This is a genomic window from Streptomyces sp. NPDC033165 (genome assembly GCF_055577965.1).
This window is the reverse complement of the sequence record NZ_JBVIPK010000017.1, coordinates 1-22,638: the sequence shown is the minus strand read 5'-3', so window position 1 is coordinate 22,638 and position 22,638 is coordinate 1. Positions and strand designations below refer to the sequence as shown.

Here is a 22,638-nt window from a genome sequence, read left to right as displayed (position 1 = left end):
GACGTAGGTGAGAAAAACGACGTACCGCCACGACACGGGGTTTCCGGTCTGGGTCGACGCTATGCCGCTTCGAGAGTTCCCCGGGACCACATGGGCCATTTTTGACAGCCGGTCCGGGGTCGGGAGATCGCGGATCGCCCGGGCGCGGTGGCACTCCGGGCGGCGGTCGGGGGCTTCACTGCCCCCGAGGCGTATCGCGCTGATCACGGCACCAGGCTATCGCCCCCGCACCCCACCCCGTCATGGGCTGCTTGTGCACAAAAGAACCCCCCGAACTTTGACACTCTGGACAGTGCGCCGCGCCGCCTTGGCGAACTCCCGGAACCGGGGCAGTCTGTCCGTACAGCAGGAAACCAGGCCACCGGCAGGCCGACACCGTCCGCCGCGGGCCGACCGGCCCCGAGGAGCCCGCCGTGCCGCAGAAGATCCTCATCGTCACCGGCGACGCCGCCGAGTCGCTTGAAGTCCTCTACCCGTACCAGCGGCTGCTGGAGGAGGGGTACGAGGTCGACATCGCGGCCCCTGAACGCAAGACGCTGCGTTTCGTGGTCCACGACTTCGAACCCGGCTTCGACACGTACACCGAGAAGCCCGGCTACACCTGGCCCGCCGACCTGTCGTTCTCCGAGGTGGACCCCGGGGGCTACATCGCCCTGGTGATCCCCGGCGGCCGTGCTCCCGAGTACCTCCGCAACAACGCCGAACTGCGGAAGATCGTCGGCGCCTTCTTCTCCGCGGACCGCCCGGTGGCCCAGATCTGCCACGGCCCCCTGATCACCGCCGCCACCGGCAACCTCAGCGGTCGCCGCGTCACGGCCTACCCCGCCCTGGAGCCCGACATGCAGAGCGCGGGAGCGACGTTCCAGGACACGGAAGCGGTGGTGGACGGCACCCTGGTCTCATCGAGGGCGTGGCCGGACCACGCGGCATGGATGCGGGAGTTCCTGAAAGTGCTACGCACTCTTCGAGGCCCATCCGAGGCAGACGCAAGCCCGTCCGGCGCTGAAGAATGACCTTCCAGCCTCTCCGGCGCCTGAGGGGCCCTGTCGGCCCGTCCGCGTTGGAGGGCAGCTTCCAGCCCATCCGGCACCGGAGAACGATCTTCCAGCCCGTCCGGCGCTTGAGAACCGGGGGCCCGGGGCAGCGCCCCGGATTCCCGCGCCACGACCGCCCGCCCCGTCACGGAACCAGGCCCCCTCCCCGCTCACCCCACCATCGCCTCGGCCAACGCCACCGCCACCGCCTCCCCCAGGCTGTCCACCACCGGCACCCCCGCCGCCTCCAGGCTGCTCCGACTGTGCGACCCCCCGGTGTACAGCACCGCCCGAGCCCCCACATGCGCCGCCGCCACCGCGTCGTCCAGCGCGTCCCCGATGACCACCGAATGCTCCGGGGCTATGCCGTCCACCCCGGCCAGTGCCGCGAAGTGCCGCTCCATGTGGAGCGCCTTGCTCCCGCCGGACGGCCCCGTGCGCCCGTCGACGCGGACGAACCGCGGCTCAATGCCGTACCCGCGCACCACCGGGACCAGCTGCTCGTGCCCGTACATGCTCAGCAGCGACTGGCTGCGCCCGGCGCGCTGCCAGCCGGTCAGCAGCTCCTCGACCCCGGCGGCGAGCCCGCAGGCCACCCGCCGCTCCGTGTAGTGCCGGTGGAAGCTCTCGTCCATCCGCTCCCACTCGGCCTCGGTGGGCATCCGGCCCATGAGCCGCTCGTAGAAGCGGGGTATGGGCACGCAGTACATCTCCCGGTACTGCTCCAGCGTGACCGGCGCCACCCCGACCTCGGCGAACGCGGCGTTCGTCGCGTGGATGACGGCGTGGATGTCGTCGAGCAGTGTGCCGTTCCAGTCCCAGACCAGATGCGTGCGTGTCTTCCCGGATGCCATGAAGAAAAAGTACCCGCAAGGTCTGACAACCCCACCCCTGTCGCCGCTGACCTGCGGAAACCCCGACTGCTCAGCTGATCAGCTGGCCGATCTCCTGAACCCCGAACCACAGCAGCTCATGGTCCTCGGCGCCGTCCACCGTGAACTGCGCGTCATCGTCCCCGAGGTCGGCCGCCCCCAGCGCCGCCGCCGCGGCGGCCACGTCCTTCTCGGCGTCGTCCGCGTCCACGTGCACCGCGGCCGCCTTGGCCAGCGGAAGCGCGCCGACGAGGCGCACCTCACCGATCGACGCGGCGCTCAGCCCCTGCCCGGGGTCGGCGGTCGCGGCCCCGTCCGGTACGTCGACGGCGACGACGACCCTGCGCCGCGCCTCGTCCGGGTTCCCGGCGATCATCCGGAGCGAGGCCGCGGCAGCCCGGTTGAGCGCCGCGTACTCCAGCTCCTCGATGTCGTCGGAGACGTACCACTCACGCAGCCCGGGGGTCACCGCGTACGCCGTCAGCGGCCCGGGGCCGACCTCGCCCGCACCGTGCGCCGCTGCGAGACCGGAGAGGGTCAGGGGGACGTACACGCGCATGGCAGGCCGCTTTCGTAGGGGAAACCGTCCTCAGGATACGTGGGAGCCGTCCCCTTTCGAGTTTCGGCAACTGGGGGCGTCCGTCCACCACGGACGGCCCGTCACCCTCCCGCTACCCCTTGTCGCGCAAGGACCGAGCCACTGATAGGTGAACCTGCCCCGGGGCCGGTACACACCGGGAGGCCCCTTGCGGCGCTGACGGCCGTCCCCGTAGAAGATCCCCAGCACAAGTTACTGCCCGGTATTTCACCGGGCCCGGTTCACGGGGGCGATGAACATGAGCATGGACAGCACGCGGCCCACCGGCCGACGCGACCAGCGCAGGCCTCGGGTCGTACCTCCGCAGCGGTCCCGGCGGCAGCCGCACCGGCCGCCGCGGCCCCACCAGTGGTTCGCCGAACGGCTGCTCGCGGTCCTCAGCGGCCAGCGCCCGGTGCACTGGATGCTCGGCCACACCATCGGCGAGGCCTACGACCAGCTCGCCGAACTGGCCCCCAGCAGCCCGCTCGGGGCCTCCCGCGGCAGCCGCCCGGTCCTTCGCCACTGCCACGGCGCCCAGCCCGCCACCGGCGTGGTCGAGGCGTTCGCCAGCATCACGGCGGGCGACCGGGTGCAGGCCATGGCCTTCCGCCTGGAGCAGGGCGCCGACCAGCGCTGGCGCTGCGCCGCCGTGGAACTGGGCGGCGAACGCCTCGCCGCCGGCCGCCCCGGCCCGCGGTGAGGCCGCAATTGAGGCAGGGGCCGGACACCCTGTGGTGTCCGGCCCCTGCCGCGGTTGTCCTGCCGGTACTACTTCTTGCGACGACGGCCTCCGCCGCCGCCGCTGCTCTTCTGCGCCTTGCGGCGCTCCGCACGCGTCATGCCGTCCGACGAACCGGACCGCGCACCGTCACCGTCGGTGGCGAAGTCGCCCTCGACGACACCGCCCTCGCCGTCCACCGTGGGAGCGGAGAAGTGGAGCCGGTCCGGACGCTGCGGGGCCTCCAGGCCCTTGGCACGGATCTCCGGACGCGGGACGGCCCCGGCGGGCGCGGCCTCCTTGTCGAGCGAGGTGCGCTCGGCGGCGTCCTGCACCGGAACCTCCTCGACCTGCTGCTCGACCTGGACCTCCAGGTTGAACAGATAGCCGACGGACTCCTCCTTGATGCCCTCCATCATGGCGTTGAACATGTCGAAGCCCTCGCGCTGGTACTCGACCAGGGGGTCCTTCTGCGCCATGGCCCGCAGGCCGATGCCCTCCTGGAGGTAGTCCATCTCGTAGAGGTGCTCGCGCCACTTGCGGTCGAGGACCGAGAGGACGACGCGCCGCTCCAGCTCACGCATGATGTCGGAGCCGAGCGTCTTCTCGCGCTCCTCGTACTGCTCGTGGATGTCGTTCTTGATGGACTCCGCGATGAACTCGGCGGTGACGCCCGCCAGGTCCCCGGCCGCCTCCTCCAGCTCCTCCACGGTGACCTTCACCGGGTAGAGCTGCTTGAAGGCGCCCCACAGCCGGTCCAGGTCCCACTCCTCGGCGAAGCCCTCGGCGGTCTCCTGCCGGATGTAGTCGTCGATCGTGTCGTCCATGAAGTGCCGGATCTGGTCCTGGAGGTCCTCGCCCTCCAGAACGCGGCGGCGCTCGCCGTAGATGACCTCGCGCTGCCGGTTGAGCACCTCGTCGTACTTCAGGACGTTCTTACGCGTCTCGAAGTTCTGCTGCTCGACCTGCGACTGGGCGGAGGCGATGGCACGGGTGACCATCTTGTTCTCGATCGGGACGTCGTCGGGGACGTTCGCCATCGACATGACGCGCTCGACCATCTGGGCCTTGAACAGGCGCATCAGGTCGTCGCCCAGCGACAGGTAGAAACGGGACTCACCCGGGTCGCCCTGACGGCCGGAACGACCGCGCAGCTGGTTGTCGATACGGCGCGACTCGTGACGCTCCGTGCCGAGCACATACAGCCCGCCGAGCTCCTTGACCTCTTCGAACTCCGCCTTCACGGCCTGCTCGGCCGCCTCCAGCGCGGCGGGCAGCGCGGCCGCCCACTCCTCGACGTTCTCCACCGGGTCGAGGCCGCGCTGGCGCAGCTCCGCCTCGGCGAGGTCGTCCGGGTTGCCGCCGAGCTTGATGTCGGTGCCTCGGCCGGCCATGTTCGTCGCGACGGTGACGGCGCCCTTGCGGCCCGCCTGGGCGACGATCGTCGCCTCCCGGTCGTGCTGCTTGGCGTTGAGGACCTCGTGCTGGACGCCGCGCTTGGAGAGCTGCTGCGAGAGGTACTCGGACTTCTCGACCGAGGTGGTGCCGACCAGGATCGGCTGGCCCTTCTCGTGCTTCTCGGCGATGTCGTCGACGACCGCGGCGAACTTGGCGACCTCGGTGCGGTAGATCAGGTCCGACTGGTCGGCGCGGACCATCGGCCGGTTCGTCGGGATCGGCACCACGCCGAGCTTGTAGATCTGGTGGAACTCGGCGGCCTCGGTCATCGCCGTACCGGTCATGCCGGAGAGCTTGTCGTAGAGGCGGAAGAAGTTCTGCAGGGTGATCGTGGCGAGGGTCTGGTTCTCGTCCTTGATGTCCACCCCTTCCTTCGCCTCGATCGCCTGGTGCATGCCCTCGTTGTAGCGGCGGCCGGCGAGGATACGGCCGGTGTGCTCGTCGACGATCATGACTTCGCCGTCGATGACGACGTAGTCCTTGTCCTTCTTGAACAGTTCCTTGGCCTTGATGGCGTTGTTCAGATAACCGACGAGCGGGGTGTTCACCGACTCGTAGAGGTTGTCGATACCGAGCCAGTCCTCGACCTTGGCGACACCGGACTCGTGGATGGCCACGGTCCGCTTCTTCTCGTCGACCTCGTAGTCGCCGGTCTCCTCGATGCCCTTGAGCTGGTTGCCCGCCTCACCCTTGGTGAGGCGCGTGACCAGCTTGGCGAAGTCGCCGTACCACTTGGTGGCCTGGTCGGCCGGGCCGGAGATGATCAGCGGCGTACGGGCCTCGTCGACCAGGATCGAGTCGACCTCGTCGACCACGGCGAAGTTGTGGCCGCGCTGGACGAGCTCGTCCTTGGACCACGCCATGTTGTCGCGGAGGTAGTCGAAGCCGAACTCGTTGTTCGTGCCGTACGTGATGTCACAGGCGTACTGCTCGCGGCGCTGGGCCGGGGTCATGTTGGCGACGATGCAGCCGACGGACAGACCCAGGAACTTGTGGACCCGGCCCATCAGCTCGGAGTCACGCTGGGCGAGGTAGTCGTTCACCGTGATCAGATGCACGCCCTTGCCGGAGAGCGCATTCAGATACGTGGGCAGGGTACCGACGAGGGTCTTGCCCTCACCGGTCTTCATCTCGGCCACATAGCCGAGGTGCAGGGCGGCTCCACCCATGATCTGTACGTCGTAATGGCGCTGCCCGAGGACACGCTTGGCGGCCTCGCGGATCGTGGCGAACGCTTCGGGAAGCAGGTCGTCCAGGCTCTCGCCGTCCGCGTACCGTTCCTTGTACTCGTCGGTGAGCGCCCGCAGCTCGGCGTCGGAGAGGTTGACGAAGTCCTCTTCGATGGAGCTGACCTGGTCCGCGATGCGGTGCAGTTTGCGCAGGATCTTGCCTTCGCCTGCACGCATGAGCTTGTTGAAGACGGACACTGAGGCTGGTCTCCTTGCCGGTCGGGCCTGGCACTGGGTCGTGTAATGGACTCTGGCGCGGGCACGGCAGGTGGGCCCCACCGCAACGGCCATCGTAAGCGAGGACACCACCGCGTCGGGAGGGCTGCCGTCGCGTGGACCTCGCCGCACCCTTATAGGACAACGGTCCAGAGGCGCGGAAGGTGCCGGGAAGCCCCGAAAGTGCTCGCATCGAGGCGGCCGGCTCACCAGAATCGATCCATGGAGCCGATCACCCTCACCACGGAACGCCTGATTCTGCGGCCCTTCGGCCCGCAGGACACGTACCGGGTGCACACCGCCTGCCAGGACCCGGACATCCAGCGCTGGACGGTGCTCCCTTCCCCTTACCGCCTCACCGACGCGGAACTGTTCACCGCGAAACTCTCCCCGGCGGGCTGGCAGGACGACTCCGTCTACAGCTTCGCCCTCGTCCTGCGGAGCTCCGAAGCCCTGGTCGGCGCGCTCGGCGTGCACCGCCGCAGCCGCCCGGGAACGTACGAGATCGGCTACTGGGGAGCCCCGGACCACCGCGGTCGCGGATACGTCTGCGAAGCCGTGCTCGGCTCCGCCCGGTGGGCCTTCACCTCGCTCGGGGCGGACCGGCTGGAGTGGCGCGCCGAGGTCGGCAACACCGCCTCCCGCGCGGTGGCCCTGCGCGCGGGCTTCCGGATGGAGGGCGAGCAGCGGTCCGGGCTGCTCAACAAGGGAGTGCGGCGCGATGTGTGGACGGCCGCCCTCCTCCCCTGCGACCTGGGACTGCCCGGCGCCCATCCGTACCTCCCCGGGCGCGAAGCCCCGCGGCCCGGCGGGGCGCCGGGTGCCGTGCGGTGAGCGGGCATCCGGACCGTGCTGTCAGTGGTGCCGTCTAGGGTTCGACGTATGACGCCTGTGCCTCCTCCCGCAGTCGAACTCTCCGCCGACCAGGCCCGCCGTATCGCGCTGCGCGCCCAGGGCTTCCTGGGGGCTCCGGACCGCCGGGCGGGGGTGCCGGGGGTGCTGCGCCACCTCGGGGCCGTCCAGCTGGACACCATCTCGGTGCTGGCCCGCTCGCACGAGCTGGTTCCGTACGCCCGGCTCGGCGCGGTGGGCCGCCGCACGGTGGAGGAGGCGTACTGGTCGGGCGGCCGCTCCTTCGAGTACTGGTCGCATGCCGCGTGCATCCTGCCGGTCGAGGAGTGGCCGCACTTCGCGTTCCGCCGCCGCGCCTACCGCTCCCGGCCGCACTGGCACCACGATCTTCCCGACGGCGCCTATGACACGGTGATCAAGCAGCTGCGCACCGAGGGTCCGTTGACGGCGACCGAGTTGGGCGGTGCGAAGAACGGCGGGGAGTGGTGGGACTGGTCGGCGTCCAAGGTCGCCGTCGAACGGGCCCTGATGTACGGCGAGGTGGTGTGCACCGAGCGGCGCGGCTGGAAGCGGGTCTACGATCTGGCCGAGCGGGCCATTCCGGATGCTGTGCTCCACGACGATCTGAGCGACACGGAGTGCGGGCGGCGGCTGGTCGCGCTGGCGGGCAAGTCGCTGGGCGTCGGCACGCGCAGTGACATCGCGGACTACCACCGGCTGAAGGGCGAGGAGTTCGACGCCGTGGTGGCGGATTCGGGCCTGGTGCCGGTCGTGGTGGAGGGCTGGGCGAAACCGGCCTGGGCGGATCCGGAGGCGCTGGCCAAGGAGCCGCGCGGACGTCACCGTACGACGCTGCTGTCACCGTTCGACTCCCTGATCTGGGAGCGGGCGCGCACGGAGCGGATCTTCGGCTTCACCCACCGGCTGGAGGCGTACGTCCCCAAGCAGAAGCGGATCCACGGCTATTTCGCGATGCCGTTGCTGGCGGGCGGCAAGCTCCAGGGCCGGGTCGACCCGGCGCGCGAGGGCACCACGCTGGTCGCCCGGCAGGCGTCCCTGGCCGGTCCCAAGGCCGTGGCCCCGATGGCCGAGGCTCTGGTCGAGGCTGCGGGCTGGGTGGGCTGCACGGACATCCGGGTGGACCGGGTCGACGCCCCCGAGCTGCGCGACCCGCTCAGGACGGAGATCGGTCAGGCCCTGCAACGCGCCTACCGCTGACCGGAGCCTCACCGGGTCCTAAGGGCTGCCCCGTAGAGGAGAAGCGGGACCGCTACCTGATCTCAAGAATCTTCTCGCGCATGGCATAGACCACGGCTTCCATCCGGGAGTGGAGCTGCAGTTTCTCCAGGATATTGCGGACGTGGTTCTTCACCGTGTTCTCGGAAATGAACAACTCCTTGGCGATATCCCGGTTGTTCATGCCGGTCGCCACGAGCTTCAGCACTTCCAGCTCCCGTTCGGTGAGCCGGGGCGCCGGAACGAGCCGTCGCTCGTCGGTGCGCTGGATCATCGATTTGAATTCGGTGAGCAGCTTGGAGGCCATGGAAGGGCTGATCTGGGACTGTCCGTCAGCGACCGCGCGAATGGCCGTGGCCACCTCGTCGGTGGAGATCTCCTTGAGGAGGTATCCGGTGGCGCCCGCCTTGATCGCGTCGTAGAGGTCGGCCTCCTCGTCGCTGATCGTCAGCATGATGATCTTCGCGCTGGGGGCCACCTCCTTGATGGCGGTGCAGGCCTCGATGCCACCGCGTTTGGGCATCCTGACATCCATCAGAACGATGTCGGGCAGCAGGTCGGCGGCCTTGTCGACGGCCTCGGAGCCGTCTCCGGCCTCGCCGATGACCTGGATGTCCTCCTCCTGCGCGAGGACGATCTCCAGACCCCTGCGGAAGAGCGCGTGGTCATCGACCACGAGGACCCGGATGGGCTCCTTGCGTGAAGCGGCGTCCGCGTCCGCGCCGGCATACGCACCGGCGTCGTCGTCGGAGTGATGCGCATCGCGCACGGGCCCGAAGGTGTCCGCCATCGTTCCTCCCCCTGAAGGCCACGGCCTGTCTCGCTCGTTCGCCAACGGCACTTCGCGGAGCACCGATTGGCTCGGGCCGCCATGATTCCATGCCCAGGCGCGACCACGGTGATCGTGGGCTCGTACGCGGGTGCCCCCGGTGGCGGGAAAACGCCCCAGGGGCACACCGTCGAACGTGGCGTCAGCCGCCGAGCGCGCCGCCCGCGCCGCCGGCTTCGTCCGCGGCGAGCGGGTCGGTCCTCAGGTGGATGACGCCGTAGTCGTAGGCGTGTCGCCGGTAGACGACACTGGGCTCCTTCGTCTCGGAGTCGACGAACAAGTAGAAGTCGTGCCCGACCAGTTCCATCTCGTAGAGCGCCTGATCGAGCGACATCGGTGCGGCGGTGTGGGTCTTCTCGCGCATCACGAGCGGCCCTTCGCCCTGCACTTCGAGCGAACCGACCATCGTGGTGGGGACAGGCGCCGACGACTGGTCGCCGACCAACTCGCCGTCCTCGTCGAACGAGGCGACGCCGGGAACCACGTCCCCGACCTCGGCAGCCGACAGTCGTCCGTTGCCACGGCGGCTGTAGCGCTTGTCGTGCTGCTTGCGCAGCCGGGCCTCCAGCTTTCCGGTGGCCAGGTCGAGCGCTGCGTAAGGGTCGCCCGCTGCCGCTTCCGCCCGGATGACCGGCCCCCGGGAGCGGAGCGTGATCTCCACCCGGTCGGAACGGTCGGCCTGGCGGGGGTTCGGCTCCTTGGACACCTCGACGTCGAGGCTGATCACCTTGCCGTCGAACTTCTGGATCTTGTCCAGCTTCAGCTTCTCGGCCACGTGCTTGCGGAACCGCTCGGGCACCTCGGTCTTGCGGCCCTTGACGACGATGTCCACGCAGAACTCCGTTCCCGGATCGCTCCGCTCAGCGGCGGAGCATCTCCCTTTTGCACCAGGCCCCGGCGATCACCAGGGCCTCGGACTCGGTGGCTTTCGCCTCCTCCTCCCCCGCCGGAAGGGTCGCAACCCCACCGACTCGCGTGCTTCTCCTACCGGTGAGTTACCTGCCCGAAACCTGGTGGTGCATTCATCGAGGTCCGGCATTCACCGTTCCTCACAACCGAACATAGCCTGCACACCAGGGTCTCGGCACCCGCTACTGGCACGTACCTCCGTTCAGGGGGTATTGCCCTCTCAATACCTGCAACGATGCAAGTTCTCGGTCAGTTCCGGTTTGTTTCGAAGGCGGACGGAGAAGCTGCGACGACCACCGCTCGGCACGTCGCGTGCCGGGCGGCCCCCCGGTCGGCGGCGAGCCCCTCGCCGACGGCCCGCGCCGCCTCCGCCAGGGTCGAACCGGTCGTCAACAGATCGTCCACCAGGATCACCCTGCCGTGCCGGATCAGCCGCTCGCCCCCTGCCGTGAGCTCCAGTGCACCGGCCAGATTCGCCCTCCGCCGACGGGCCCCGAGCCCCGCCTGGTCCAGGACCGTGCGCCGCTGGCGCAGCACCGGGACCAGCCGGGCGGGCAGACCCGTGCGGCGCAGGTCCCGGGCGGCCGCCGCCGCGATCCTGCGCACCGGATCGTGACCGCGCGCAGCCGTCGCGGAGCGCGCCGACGGCACGGGGATGAGCAGGAGGGGGCCCGAACCGCCCGGCCTGCCCGTCCCGGCCGGTACACAACCCGCCAGGGCCCGCCCGAGCGCCCCCGCGAGCCCGAGTGCCCCTCGCTCCTTGTGGGCCAGCAGAACCGCGCGTACGGCGTTCTCGTACGGCGCCGCCGCGTACACCGGCGGAAGCCCCGGGGGCCGGGGCGAGGGGCGAACACGGCGGGCCGGGGCACCGTGCAGGGCGGCTCCGCAGGCCGCGCACAGCGCGGTGCGCGGTCTGCCGCAGCCCGCGCAGGACACCGGCAGGACCAGATCGGACAGCTCCCGCCACACGCCCCGCATGAGCCCACTATGCCGGGCCCCGGGCAGCCGGACCACCCCTGTGGACAACTCCGGCCGCAGCCCGGCCTGGGCCAGCCCCAGCCCTTGCCCCTGGCCTTGATCAGCCGGGATCGGAGGGGATCAGCCCGGGTATACCAGCGACGTGCCCTCCTTGAGGACCGTCTGCCAGTTGTCCCCGCGCGAGAGCCTCACTATGCCGTCGTCCACCGTCTCCGCCATCAGGGGAAGCAGCTCGTCGTCCGCCGCGGCGACCGACTCGACCTGGTTGACGCCGGGCAGCGCACCCGAGGACGACGTGGAACCGTCCGCCTGCACGTACCGCACCTGCTGGACGCCGCCCTCTTCCTTGCCGACCACCACCAGACGGCTGCGGCCGGACCAGGAAATGGCCGTCACGTCCGCGAGCTGCGGTGCGGCCTGACGGAGATCCTCGACCGAGATCTCGGGCGACACCGCGGACCCGCGACGCTCGACCCGGCCGATCTTCAGCGTCGTGTGCCCGTCCTTCGAGAGCAGCAGCGCGATCCGCACCCCGTCCGCCGACATACGGAGCGCTTCGATCCGGCTGCCGTCCAGGCCCGGAACCCGGACCTCCTGGGGCTCCCCCGCTCCTCCGGCCAGCCGCAGCAGCCGGGGGCCGGCCGGATTCCGGTCGGCGACCCACAGGTCCCCGTGACCGTCCCAGCTCGGCGGGGACAGCCGGTCGGCGGCCTTCTTCGCGGTGCTGGTGACCAGGGGCGCGGCCAGCTCGTCCGCCGAATCCAGGGAGGTCACGTACAGGTTCTCCCCGTTGGCCGACACCGCGGCGGCCCGCCGCTCGTCCCGGGACACCCCGACCGAGCCCATCGGCACCGTGCCCAGACCGAAGGGGCCGACCAGCGGCTCGGGCGTCACGTCGCCCTCGGCGGCGCCGGGAAGCCGCTCCACCTGGCCCTTGTCGTTGATGAAGTACTGGCTGTCCGGCCCTCCGGAGCCGTTGTCGGCGGAGAACACCTCGGCGTCGTCGGCGTCCAGCGAGCAGAGCTTGCCGCGGCCGCCCTCCAGCTCCACCCGCTCGACCCGCGCCGAGGTCAGGTCCCCGAGGGTGTAGAGCACCTGGGCGGCCATCATCCGGCAGGAGCTTCGGTCGGCCTTGTCGGCCTTCTCGTTGAGCGGCACTTTCAGGATGTTCTGGTCGTCCGGGGCCAGCGCGGTGACGCCCTTGCGCAGCGCGGTCCCGGTCGGGAACCGGGAGTCGACCACCGGCCGCAGCCAGTTCGTCGGCCCGGCGAGCAGCGTCGTGACGGTCTGTGTGGCCGTGCTCATGCGCGTGACCGGATCGGTGCCGTTGCGTACGTGGACGGGGTCGGCGACGAGCATCCGCTGCCCGCCCGTCCGCCCGGTGGCGAAGTAGTACTTGTTCACGGAACGGTAGAGCCGCTTGAAGTCGGACTGCCCGAGGACCAGACCGTCCGGCACGACGTCGATGCGCCATTCCTGCTCCCCGTCCGGCCCCTTCTCCAGCACCAAATGGAGGGTCTGGGAGTAGTCGGTGGGCGCGAGCGGCCGGTAGGAGCTCTGGACGTCTACCGCCGCGACCTTCTGGCCGGTCAGCGTGTAGGCCGTCTCCGTGTCCCGGGTGGCCCGGCTGGCCTCGTCGTGGAGGAGGGGGCCGCTGCGGTGGGGAGCCTGGGCGAGGACCGTGATGCCCCCGCTGGGCTGCCAGGTGCGCTGGGCGCCGGTGCTCAGGTACTTCCGCGTGGTCGCGAACGCGGGATCGTCACTGGTCATCGACTCCAGGAAACCGTCGACGATCTCGCTGGGCGGCGCACCCTCCCGGGGCGCCACGGCGTACACCTGCACCTGGGAGTCGTCCGGCTGCGAGGCGTCGACCGCTTTGACGTCCCCCGTCGTCGGCATCGACCCGCACCCGGCCAGCACGACGATGGCGCAGCCGATCAGCGCGGACAGCCGCACCGCGCGTCCGTGGCCGCGCTGAAAGCGGTCAGTACCCACGAGTGGTGTCCTCCTGGTCGGAATTCAGTACGCCGTTGACCGCGCGCCCACCGGAACCTTTGGGAGCCGGGCGCGCGACGACACGTGCTCCGCTGCCGGGCAGGGCCGCGGGGTGCACCGACGCGGGCGCCGGGTTCCCGACCGCGGGGCGGCACCCAGGCACCGGCAACGGCGAGCGCTCACCGGTGCCGGGCTGGTTCGGCACGGACATCAGACGGTGATCGCCCGTCCCCGCCGGCGTGGCCTCGTCGCGCTCCCGGTTCTCCCGGTTGCGCCGGGAGTCCTCGGGCTCCAGCGGTATCGGCGAACCGCGCAGCGGCTCGTCCGCCGTGCGCGGCAGGGTCAGCCGGAACTGGGACCCGCCGCCGGGCTCGCCCCAGGCCTGGAGCCAGCCGCCGTGCAGCCGGGCGTCCTCGACAGCGATCGACAGGCCAAGACCGGTCCCGCCGGTCGTCCGGGCCCGCGCCGGGTCGGCACGCCAGAAGCGGTTGAAGACCCGGGTCGCCTCGCCGGGCTTGAGCCCGACCCCGTAGTCGCGGACGGCTACGGCAACAGCGCCCTGCGCCACGCCCATCCGCACCACGACGTCCCGGCCCTCACCGTGCTCGACGGCGTTGACCACGAGGTTACGCAGGACGCGCTCCACCCGACGGGCGTCCGCCTCGGCTATCACCGGCTGGTCGTCCCCGATGACCAGGATCCGGCTGCCCTTGCGCTCGGCGAGCGGCTCGGCGCCGCCGATCACCCGGTGGACCACGGTCCGCAGGTCTATCGGCTCGGCCTCCAGGGCCGCCGCGCCCGCGTCGAAACGGCTGATCTCCAGCAGGTCGGAGAGCAGCGACTCGAATCGGTCGAGCTGGTCGCCCAGGAGTTCGGCGGAGCGTGCGGTGACGGGGTCGAAGTCGACACGCGCCTCATGGATGACGTCGGCCGCCATCCGTACGGTCGTGAGCGGGGTCCGCAGTTCGTGCGAGACGTCCGAGACGAAGCGCCGCTGCATCCGGGAGAGCTCCTCCAGCTGCTGGATCTTCAGCTGGAGGCTCTGGGCCATCTTGTTGAAGGCCTCACCGAGCCGGGCGATGTCGTCCTCGCCGGTGACCTTCATCCGTTCCTGGAGTTTGCCCGCCGAGAGCCGCTCGGCGATTCCGGCGGCCATCCGCACCGGCGTGACGACCTGCCGCACCACGAACCAGGCGATGGCCCCGAGGAGCACGACGACGAACACCCCGGCGGTCGCCAGCGTTGTCTTGACCAGCGACAGCGACTTCTCCTCCTGCGTGAGCGGGAAGAGGTAGTAGAGCTCGTAGGGGTGCTGATCGATGTCGTAGAGCCGCTTACCGACGACGAGCCCCGGCTGCGGCTCCTTGCCGTACGAATACCGGATCTCGGAGTACGTCTGGAACGCGCCCTGGCCCTTGCCGACGTCCTGGCGCAGGCGCTCGGGCACGCTGGAGGCCTCGACGCTGCCCGAACCGCGCGGCGCGCGGTTGCTCGCGCCTTCGTTCACGGAGTCGGCACTGAGCGCCACCACGTTGAACGCGTTCTTGCCTCCGCTGGCGAGCTGGTCGACGAGCTCGGTACGCCAGGAGGTGCTGCCGGTCACACCGTCGGTGTCGCCGCTCCCCTGCCCGTCGGGGGCGAGGGAGGCATTGGCCTTCTCCTGGGCCGCGGCGAAACCACCGGCGGCCTGGGTCTGGGCGGCCTTGCCCTTCGCATCGAGCAGCCCGTTGCGCACCTGCCCGATCACGACGAACCCGAGCAGCAGCACGACAGCCATCGACATCAGCAGGGTCCCCGCGACGACGCGGAGCTGCAGATTGCGCCGCCACAACCGGACGGCGGGCAGCAGCGGACGGCGGACCCACCGCATCAGCAAGCGCGGCACCGGCCCGCCGGGCGTCCGGTCCTCGAACAACCGGCCGCCCCGCAGGAAACGGCTCATACGAGATGCCTTCCGTCCCGGGGCGGCAGCCCGCTCCGTACGGACTCCCGGCTCCCCGGGTCCCGGAGCAGCGCTGCCTCGGGCCATCTCAGCTCGGTCCGGCCTTGTAGCCGACGCCTCGGACCGTCACCACGATCTCCGGCCGCTCCGGGTCCTTCTCGACCTTGGAACGCAGACGCTGAACATGCACATTCACCAGGCGGGTGTCGGCCGCGTGGCGGTAACCCCATACCTGCTCCAGCAGGACTTCACGGGTGAAGACCTGCCACGGCTTACGGGCGAGCGCGACCAGCAGGTCGAACTCCAGCGGGGTCAGGGCGATGGACTGCCCCTCCCGCTTCACGGAGTGCCCTGCCACGTCGATGACCAGGTCACCGATGGTCAGCTGCTCCGGGGCGGGCTCTTCGGACCGCCGCAGACGTGCCCTGATCCGGGCCACCAGCTCCTTAGGTTTGAACGGCTTGACGATGTAGTCGTCGGCACCTGACTCCAGGCCGACCACGACATCGACGGTGTCGCTCTTGGCAGTGAGCATGACGATCGGCACACCGGACTCGGCCCTGATCAGCCTGCACACCTCGATGCCGTCCCTTCCGGGCAGCATGAGGTCGAGCAGCACCAGGTCCGGCTTGGCCTCACGAAATGCAGCCAGTGCCTTGTCGCCGTCCGCTACGAACGACGGCTCGAAACCTTCTCCACGCAGCACAATCCCGAGCATCTCGGCCAGTGCGGTGTCGTCGTCGACGACAAGGACGCGTCCCTTCATAATCGACATCATCCCATTAGCTAATCGTTACCTGCGATGACCTGGCACACAGCTCTGCCAGTCCGACCCCCGTGACCGGGGAAATGACACCCTCCTCGGTGACGATCGCCGTGATCAATTCCGGCGGTGTGATGTCGAAGGCCGGGTTGTACGCCGGGGCTCCGAGGGGCGCGACGACCATCCCGCCTCCTCCGCCCGCCGCTACACCATTCAGCGATGTGAGCTCCGTCACTTCTTGCCCGGAACGCTGCTCGACGATGATCGATGTGCCGCCCGGGGTCTCCAAATCCACGGTCGTCGTCGGCGCCACCACGATGAAGGGAACGTGGTGGTACTTCGCGAGCACGGCCAACGGATAGCTCCCCACCTTGTTGGCCACCGAGCCGTCCGCGGCGATGCGGTCCGCACCGATGAGCACGGCATCCACCTCCCCGGCGGCGAACAGCGAGCCCGCCGCATTGTCCGTGAGCAGGCTGTACGCCAACCCGTTGCGCGCCGCCTCGTACGCGGTCAGCCGCGCCCCCTGGAGCAGCGGCCGCGTCTCGTCGACCCACAGCCGCCGCAGCCGCCCCTGCCGGTGCACCCTCAACGCCACCGCGAAGGCCGTCCCCTCGCCCCCGGAGACCAGCGCCCCGGTGTTGCAGTGGGTGAGCAGCTGGTGCCCGCCACCCGGTAGCAGCTCGTCCAGCAACGCCACCCCGTACTCCGCCATACGCCTGCTGGCCTGCGCGTCCTCCCGGTGCAGCGCCCGCGCTTCGGACAGCGCCGCTGCGGCAGCGGCCTCCGCACCGCCGCCCTTCTCCGCGACCGTCCAGTAGGCCTGGGCCACCCGTCGCACCCCGTAGCCGAGATTCACCGCGGTGGGCCGCGCCCGCTCCAGCAGACCGGCGGCCTCCGCCACGTCGTAGCCCCGCGCCGCCGCGAGCGCCACCCCGTACCCCCCGGCGATCCCGAGCAGCGGAGCCCCTCGCACCGCCAGCGTCCGGATCGCGCGCACCAGCGCGGGTACATCGGTGCACACCAGCTCGACCTCCTCGGCGGGCAACCGAGTCTGGTCGAGGAGCACCAGAACAGGGCCTTCGGGAGGTTCGTCCCAGCGGAGTACGGGAAGCGCGGGAGGCTCGTTGCCCACCGGCGATTGCGCGTCCTGATCAGCCATCTGCCCAGTCTGCCCGGTGAGCCGCCCACAAATGAAGGTGCGTAGGAGATAGAGCGGCTGATCCCTAGCGGGCCGTCGCGTGGCACGATGGCTGCCAACCTGTCGCCCCGATGAGCGGTCAGGACGGTGAAGGAGCGAGAATGAACGACTCTCCGGGCTGGGCTTCGCCCGGATCTGCCCCCTCCGACGGCAAGGAGACGGCGATTCCCCGCCCCTCCGACCCCCAGGACGGAAGCGGCTCGACGGGACAGTGGTCCCCCGAGCACCCGCCTGCCGGGCAGTGGTCCCCACCGAGCACCCCCGGCAGCGGCCCCGGCGCGCCGCCGCCCGCCTCCGGGTGGGGAGGCGGCCCCCAGCGGCAGGGCTGGGCAGGACCGCCGCCCGCCGCGAAGCCCGGCGTCATCCCGCTGCGCCCCCTGAACCTCGGGGAGATCCTGGACGGCTCCGTCTCCGCGCTCCGCGCGCACTGGCGCACCGCGCTCGGCTTCAGCCTCGCGGTCTCCGTGATCGCCCAGATCGCCATCATCCTCCTGCAGCGCTACCTCCTGCCGGAACCGACCACCGTCGACCCGAACGCCACCGGTGCCGAAGCCATCCGACAGGCCTCCGAGTCCGCCCGGTCGACGCTGTTCTCCCTCGCCCCGGCCACGCTCATCACGATGATCGCGACACTCTTCACGGCGTCCGTCGTGACCGTGGTGATCAGCCGCTCGGTACTGGGCCGCCCCACCTCGCTCGCCGACGCCTGGGCCGAGGCCCGCCCGCGGATCCTCCCGCTGCTCGGACTGACCGTGCTGCTGGCCCTGCTCATGGTCGTGATCATGGCCGTCGGTATCGGTCCCGGCCTGCTGCTGGGCTCCGAGGCCGGTGCCGCGCTCGCCATCCTCGGCTTCGCCGCCGCCTGCATCGTGATCCTCTGGCTGCACGTCAGCTTCGCCCTCTCCGCCCCCGCCCTGATGCTGGAACGCCAGAGCATCGTCGCCGCACTGCGCAGGTCCGCCAAGCTCGTCCGCGGCGCCTGGTGGCGCACCTTCGGAATCCTGGCCCTGACCTGGCTGATGACCTTCGTGATGGCCTTCCTCATCTCCATCCCGTTCGGCGTCATCGCGGTGATCGCCGACGGAACCGACCTCAGCGAGTTCTTCAGCAGCAACCCCCCGTCCTTCGGCTGGCCCTTCCTGATCGTCTCGGGCATCGGTGAAGTGATCATCTCGACGCTGGTCTACCCGTTCATCGCAGGCGTGATGGCCCTGCTCTACATGGACCAGCGCATCCGCCGTGAAGCGCTCGACCTCGACCTCGCACGGGCCGCGGGCCTGCCCGGCTACGACGTCGACAACCCCAGGAGCTGATGCGGTGTCGGGGGCGGGGGGCACCACAGCAGCACGGTCGGGCACCGGAGCGGGCGACATACCCGTGGACACTCCGCGGGTGCCCGCCCGGGAGGCAGCCGAGAGCGAGCTGTCCAAACCGATGTACCACGAGAACGACCCGAGCTTCCTCCAGCGTGCCCTGAACCAGTTCTGGGACTGGGTCTCCGGCCTGTTCGACGCCGCCGCCGGCGCCGCCCCCGGCGGCCCGGCGGGTCTCGTGATCCTGATCGTCATCGTCATCGGCCTGGCCGCCGCCCTCTGGTGGCGGCTCGGCACCCCGAAGCGCACCCCCCGCGCCCCGGACGCCCTCTTCGACAGCGACGGCCCCCGCAGCGCGGCCCAGCACCGCGCCGCCGCCGAGGCACACGCCGCAGCCCTGCGCTGGACCGAAGCCGTGCAGGAACGCATGCGCGCCATCGTCCGCTCCCTGGAGGAACGAGCCCTGCTCGACCCCCGCCCGGGCCGCACCGCGGACGAAGCCGCAGCCGAGGCAGGGCGCACTCTGCCCGAGCACACCGCCCGGCTCCGGGCCGCCGCCCGGAACTTCGACGACGTCACATACGGCGGCCGCACGGCGGACCAGTCGGCATATCTGTCCCTGCGCGCCCTCGACCTCGAACTCGACGAGGCCAAGCCCCTGCTGCCCGGCACCGTCCGAGGAGCCACCGGATGACCGCGGCGACCACCCCTTCCCCCACCTCGACAGCGCCCACCGCGCACCAGGTCTGGGCCCGTGCCAGAGGCGTCCTGATCGTCGTCCTCGTCCTCGTCATCGCCGGCATCACCTTCGCCGCCGTACGCTCCGGCGGGAACCACGGACAGCTCGACCCCCGCTCCGCAGACCCCAAGGGCAGCCGAGCCGTCGCCGAACTCCTCAAGGCGCGCGGCATATCCGTCACCGTCGCCACCACCCTCGACGAAGCGACCGGCGCGACAGGCCCCGACACCACTCTGCTCGTCGCAGGCCCCAACCTCCTCACTCCCAGGCAGCAACACCGCCTGACCGAGGCCACATCCAGCTCCGCCGGACGCACCCTCCTGATCGCCCCCGGTGTACGCGCAGTCTCCCGCCTGGCCCCCGGCGTACGCGCCGAGCCCCACCACCCGGTGAGCGCCCTCGCCCCGGCATGCGACCTGCCCACCGCTCGCAGGGCAGGCACAGCGGACATGGGCGGCATCCGCTACACGACACGGAACACCACAGCCATCGCCTGCTATCCGAGCGGCGGTCTTCCCACCCTGGTCGTACTCCCGGACGGGCAGGACGGCGACACCGTCGTCCTCGGCTCCCCCGACTTCCTCCACAACGAGCGCCTCGACCAGCAGGGCAACGCCTCGCTCGCTCTCCAACTCCTCGGATCCCGACCGCATCTCGTCTGGTACCTCCCCTCTCTGGCTGATCCTTCGGCCACGGCCGACGACGGCGCTTCCGGCGACAGGGACGGGGAGCAGGCGCGAGAAGACACAGGCGGCGAGAGCAACTTCCTCGACCTCATCCCCTCCGGCTGGCTGTGGGGAACCCTTCAGCTCTTCCTCGCCGCAGTCCTCGCGGCCGTCTGGCGGGCCCGACGCCTCGGCCCCCTGGTGACGGAAGGACTGCCCGTAGCCATCCGCGCGTCCGAATCCACCGAAGGCCGCGCTCTCCTCTACCGCAAGGCCAACGCCCGCGACCGAGCCGCCGAGGCCTTCCGATCCGCCACCCGCGCCCGCATCGCTTCCCTCACCGGTGTGCCCGCCCGTGACGCCCACACCTCCGTCGCCCTCCTCCCTGCCGTGTCCGCACGCATCCCCGACCCGGACCACGACCTGAGCACCCTGCTCTTCGGTCCGGCTCCGGCCACCGACGCGGCCCTTGTCCTTCTTGCCGATCAACTCGACGCCCTCGAAAGAGAGGTACGCACTTCATGAGCGCCCCGACCCCCGAGCCGACCGAGCCCCCGGTGGCCCCCACCGGCCTCATGGCTCCCGCGGAACCGGAGCCGTCTGACAGCGCCCGCGCGTCCCTCGAAGCCCTCCGCTCCGAGATCGCGAAGGCGGTCGTCGGCCAGGACCCCGCAGTCACCGGACTCGTCGTGGCACTGCTCTGCCGAGGTCACGTGCTGCTCGAAGGCGTGCCCGGCGTCGCCAAGACCCTCCTGGTGCGCGCGCTCGCCGCCTCCCTTGAACTCGACACCAAGCGCGTCCAGTTCACTCCCGACCTGATGCCGAGCGATGTCACGGGCTCATTGGTCTATGACGCACGCACCGCCGAGTTCTCCTTCCAGCCGGGACCCGTCTTCACTCACCTGCTGCTCGCCGACGAGATCAACCGCACCCCTCCCAAGACCCAGTCGTCCCTCCTGGAGGCCATGGAGGAACGCCAGGTCACCGTTGACGGAACGCCCCGGCCGCTGCCGGACCCCTTCCTTGTCGCCGCGACCCAGAACCCCGTCGAGTACGAAGGCACCTATCCTCTGCCGGAGGCCCAACTCGACCGGTTCCTGCTCAAGCTGACGGTCCCTCTCCCTTCGCGGCAGGACGAGATCGACGTGCTCACCCGTCATGCCGACGGCTTCAACCCGCGCGACCTCAAGGCCGCCGGGATACGGCCGGTCGCCGGTCCCGCGGACCTGGAAGCAGCACGAGAAGCCGTCGCGAAGACGACCGTCTCCCCCGAGATCGCCGGTTACGTCGTGGATATCTGCCGTGCCACGCGCGATTCCCCCTCACTCGCCCTCGGCGTCTCCCCCCGAGGTGCCACCGCACTGCTGTCGACCTCCCGCGCCTGGGCCTGGCTCACCGGCCGGGATTACGTCATCCCGGACGATGTGAAGGCCCTCGCGCTCCCCACACTCCGTCATCGCATCCACCTGCGGCCCGAGGCTGAGATGGAGGGAGTCACTGCTGACTCCGTCATCACCTCGGTGCTCGCTCACGTCCCCGTACCCCGATGAGGCGGTGACCATGGCCCTCACCGGACGTACCGCACTGCTTGCCGCCCTGGGGTCACTCCCCGTAGGCATCCTCGCCCCGAGCTGGATGGGGATGGTCGCGGTCAACGCACCGCTCTCACTAGCGATTCTGTGCGACTACGCCCTGGCAGCACCAGTGCGAACGCTCCGATTCACCCGATCCGGTGACACATCCGTTCGACTCGGCGACGAGGCCGAGGTGCAACTCACCGTGACCAACAGCTCGCGACGACGCCTCCGCGCCCAGCTGAGGGACGCCTGGCCCCCCAGCAGCTGGCCCACGGGCACCGACCGCACCGCTTCCCGTCACACGCTGACGGTCCCCGCCGGAGAACAGCGCCGCCTGACCACCGCTCTACGTCCCACGCGTCGCGGCGACCGCCAGGCCGAACGCATCACGGTCCGCTCGTACGGCCCGCTGGGCCTCGCCGCACGCCAGGGCCATCACCGAGCCCCGTGGACCGTACGGGTCCTGCCACCGTTCACCAGCCGCAAGCACCTGCCGTCCAGACTGGCCCGGCTGCGGGAACTCGACGGTCGCACCAGCGTTCTGACACGTGGTGAGGGCACAGAGTTCGACAGCCTCCGGGCCTACGTGCCCGGGGACGACACCCGGTCCATCGACTGGCGGGCCACCGCGCGCCAGTCCGCCGTCGCAGTGCGAACCTGGCGTCCCGAACGCGACCGCCACATCCTGATCGTCCTCGACACCGGGCGCACATCCGCAGGCCGGGTGGGCGACATCCCCCGGCTCGACGCCTCGATGGACGCCACCCTCCTGCTCACCGCACTCGCGACCCGAGCAGGCGACCGTGTGAACCTGCTCGCCTACGACCGCCGCGTCCGAGCCCGGGTGCAGGGCCGTACCGCGGCGGGCGACGTCCTGGCGACCGTAGTCAACTCCCTGGCAACCTTGGAGCCGGAGCTCGTCGAAACGGACTCCCGAGGCCTCAGCACCGCAGCCCTCACGGACGCCCCCCGCGGCTCCCTGATCGTGCTCCTGACGACGCTGGAGGCCGCCCCCATCGAGGAGGGCCTCCTCCCGGTGCTGCCCCAGCTCACCCAGCGCCACACGGTCCTCCTGGCCGCGGTGTCCGACCCCCGGGTCGAGGACATGGCGGAAGGCCGGGGGACAGTGGAGGCCGTGTACGAAGCCGCCGCCGCACGTCAGGCCCAGGCCGACCGCCGGCGCACGGCGGACAGGCTCCGGCGCCACGGCGTGACGGTCGTGGATGCCACTCCGGACAGTCTTGCTCCCGCACTTGCCGATGCCTATCTGGCGCTGAAGTCCGCAGGGCGTCTCTAGAAGACTCGGAAAACCTTCGCGCTGCTGCGCGGCGTGGCCTCCCTCTCTCGTCTGGGAGAGGGAGGCGGAGGGAGTCCACGGGCCAGGGGCATTACCCTCCCCGGAACGCAGAAAAGCCCCGTACCTTGCGGTACGGGGCCTTCCCGGAAAAATTGTTCGGCGGCGTCCTACTCTCCCACAGGGTCCCCCCTGCAGTACCATCGGCGCTGAAAGGCTTAGCTTCCGGGTTCGGAAT

The 22,638-nt window shown here is 70.4% G+C and carries 19 protein-coding genes and 1 rRNA gene; 9 read left to right on the top strand and 11 right to left on the bottom strand.

What is annotated here, in order from left to right; genetic code table 11:
* Positions 1–413: 413 nt before the first annotated feature.
* Entirely contained in the window at positions 414–1,013 is a 600-nt protein-coding gene (locus ACZ5WC_RS29250; RefSeq protein ID WP_468543633.1) for a DJ-1/PfpI family protein, read from the top strand.
* Between the two features lie 191 nt (positions 1,014–1,204).
* Here ACZ5WC_RS29250 and ACZ5WC_RS29245 read toward each other — a convergent pair whose 3' ends face one another.
* Both ACZ5WC_RS29245 and ACZ5WC_RS29240 read right to left on the bottom strand, forming a co-directional pair.
* Positions 1,205–1,888: an HAD family hydrolase gene (locus tag ACZ5WC_RS29245; RefSeq protein WP_468543632.1), complete on the bottom strand. Its 684-nt coding sequence runs from the start codon at positions 1,886–1,888 to the stop codon at positions 1,205–1,207.
* 70 nt (positions 1,889–1,958) lie between these two features.
* Entirely contained in the window at positions 1,959–2,465 is a 507-nt protein-coding gene (locus ACZ5WC_RS29240; protein WP_468543631.1) for a DUF6912 family protein, read from the bottom strand.
* 277 nt (positions 2,466–2,742) lie between these two features.
* Between ACZ5WC_RS29240 and ACZ5WC_RS29235 the strand changes: the two genes are divergently transcribed.
* Positions 2,743–3,186 (top strand): Rv3235 family protein, encoded by a 444-nt coding sequence (locus ACZ5WC_RS29235; RefSeq protein WP_468543630.1) that lies wholly within the window; start codon positions 2,743–2,745, stop codon positions 3,184–3,186.
* Between the two features lie 68 nt (positions 3,187–3,254).
* On the opposite strand, the gene secA is transcribed toward ACZ5WC_RS29235, so the two are convergent.
* On the bottom strand, positions 3,255–6,089 hold the full coding sequence (secA, locus tag ACZ5WC_RS29230) for a preprotein translocase subunit SecA (RefSeq protein ID WP_468543629.1): 2,835 nt from the start codon (positions 6,087–6,089) through the stop codon (positions 3,255–3,257).
* 240 nt (positions 6,090–6,329) lie between these two features.
* Here secA and ACZ5WC_RS29225 point away from each other — a divergent pair, with 240 nt between their 5' ends.
* A complete protein-coding gene (locus tag ACZ5WC_RS29225) occupies positions 6,330–6,941 on the top strand; it encodes a GNAT family N-acetyltransferase (RefSeq protein ID WP_468543628.1) in 612 nt (203 codons plus the stop codon).
* 48 nt (positions 6,942–6,989) lie between these two features.
* Positions 6,990–8,177: a winged helix-turn-helix domain-containing protein gene (locus ACZ5WC_RS29220; RefSeq protein WP_468543627.1), complete on the top strand. Its 1,188-nt coding sequence runs from the start codon at positions 6,990–6,992 to the stop codon at positions 8,175–8,177.
* Between the two features lie 52 nt (positions 8,178–8,229).
* Here ACZ5WC_RS29220 and ACZ5WC_RS29215 read toward each other — a convergent pair whose 3' ends face one another.
* The 7 genes from ACZ5WC_RS29215 to mtnA all read right to left on the bottom strand — a co-directional run bounded on the left by ACZ5WC_RS29215 (position 8,230) and on the right by mtnA (position 16,773).
* Positions 8,230–8,985 (bottom strand): response regulator, encoded by a 756-nt coding sequence (locus ACZ5WC_RS29215; protein WP_468543626.1) that lies wholly within the window; start codon positions 8,983–8,985, stop codon positions 8,230–8,232.
* 181 nt (positions 8,986–9,166) lie between these two features.
* Positions 9,167–9,856 (bottom strand): ribosome hibernation-promoting factor, HPF/YfiA family, encoded by a 690-nt coding sequence (gene hpf / locus ACZ5WC_RS29210; RefSeq protein ID WP_096630220.1) that lies wholly within the window; start codon positions 9,854–9,856, stop codon positions 9,167–9,169.
* Positions 9,857–10,182: 326 nt separating this feature from the next.
* Complete coding sequence (locus tag ACZ5WC_RS29205; RefSeq protein ID WP_468543625.1) at positions 10,183–10,911, bottom strand: ComF family protein; 729 nt, start codon at positions 10,909–10,911, stop codon at positions 10,183–10,185.
* A gap of 120 nt (positions 10,912–11,031) precedes the next feature.
* Positions 11,032–12,867 (bottom strand): LpqB family beta-propeller domain-containing protein, encoded by a 1,836-nt coding sequence (locus ACZ5WC_RS29200; RefSeq protein ID WP_468543711.1) that lies wholly within the window; start codon positions 12,865–12,867, stop codon positions 11,032–11,034.
* Between the two features lie 28 nt (positions 12,868–12,895).
* On the bottom strand, positions 12,896–14,935 hold the full coding sequence (mtrB, locus tag ACZ5WC_RS29195; RefSeq protein ID WP_468543624.1) for an MtrAB system histidine kinase MtrB: 2,040 nt from the start codon (positions 14,933–14,935) through the stop codon (positions 12,896–12,898).
* Position 14,936: 1 nt separating this feature from the next.
* Positions 14,937–15,626 (bottom strand): two-component system response regulator MtrA, encoded by a 690-nt coding sequence (gene mtrA / locus ACZ5WC_RS29190; protein WP_007448372.1) that lies wholly within the window; start codon positions 15,624–15,626, stop codon positions 14,937–14,939.
* Between the two features lie 4 nt (positions 15,627–15,630).
* Entirely contained in the window at positions 15,631–16,773 is a 1,143-nt protein-coding gene (mtnA, locus tag ACZ5WC_RS29185) for an S-methyl-5-thioribose-1-phosphate isomerase (RefSeq protein ID WP_468543623.1), read from the bottom strand.
* Between the two features lie 140 nt (positions 16,774–16,913).
* On the opposite strand from mtnA, the gene ACZ5WC_RS29180 reads away from it, so the two are divergent.
* Genes ACZ5WC_RS29180 through ACZ5WC_RS29160 form a run of 5 tightly spaced genes read left to right on the top strand, consistent with a single transcriptional unit; the run spans position 16,914 to position 22,403 of the window.
* Positions 16,914–18,125, top strand: coding sequence for a DUF7847 domain-containing protein (locus ACZ5WC_RS29180; protein WP_468543622.1), 1,212 nt, complete (start codon positions 16,914–16,916; stop codon positions 18,123–18,125).
* Positions 18,126–18,129: 4 nt separating this feature from the next.
* Positions 18,130–18,819, top strand: coding sequence for a DUF4129 domain-containing protein (locus tag ACZ5WC_RS29175; RefSeq protein ID WP_468543621.1), 690 nt, complete (start codon positions 18,130–18,132; stop codon positions 18,817–18,819).
* Complete coding sequence (locus ACZ5WC_RS29170) at positions 18,816–20,054, top strand: DUF4350 domain-containing protein (protein WP_468543620.1); 1,239 nt, start codon at positions 18,816–18,818, stop codon at positions 20,052–20,054. The genes ACZ5WC_RS29175 and ACZ5WC_RS29170 overlap by 4 nt, the downstream gene beginning before the upstream one ends.
* Positions 20,051–21,079 carry an AAA family ATPase gene (locus ACZ5WC_RS29165; RefSeq protein WP_468543619.1) on the top strand — a complete coding sequence of 343 codons (1,029 nt, stop codon included), beginning with the start codon at positions 20,051–20,053 and terminating at the stop codon, positions 21,077–21,079. The genes ACZ5WC_RS29170 and ACZ5WC_RS29165 overlap by 4 nt, the downstream gene beginning before the upstream one ends.
* 10 nt (positions 21,080–21,089) lie before the next feature.
* Complete coding sequence (locus ACZ5WC_RS29160) at positions 21,090–22,403, top strand: DUF58 domain-containing protein (protein ID WP_468543618.1); 1,314 nt, start codon at positions 21,090–21,092, stop codon at positions 22,401–22,403.
* A 154-nt stretch (positions 22,404–22,557) separates the two neighbouring features.
* On the opposite strand, the gene rrf is transcribed toward ACZ5WC_RS29160, so the two are convergent.
* A 5S ribosomal RNA gene (gene rrf, locus ACZ5WC_RS29155) occupies positions 22,558–22,638 on the bottom strand; the annotation flags it as partial.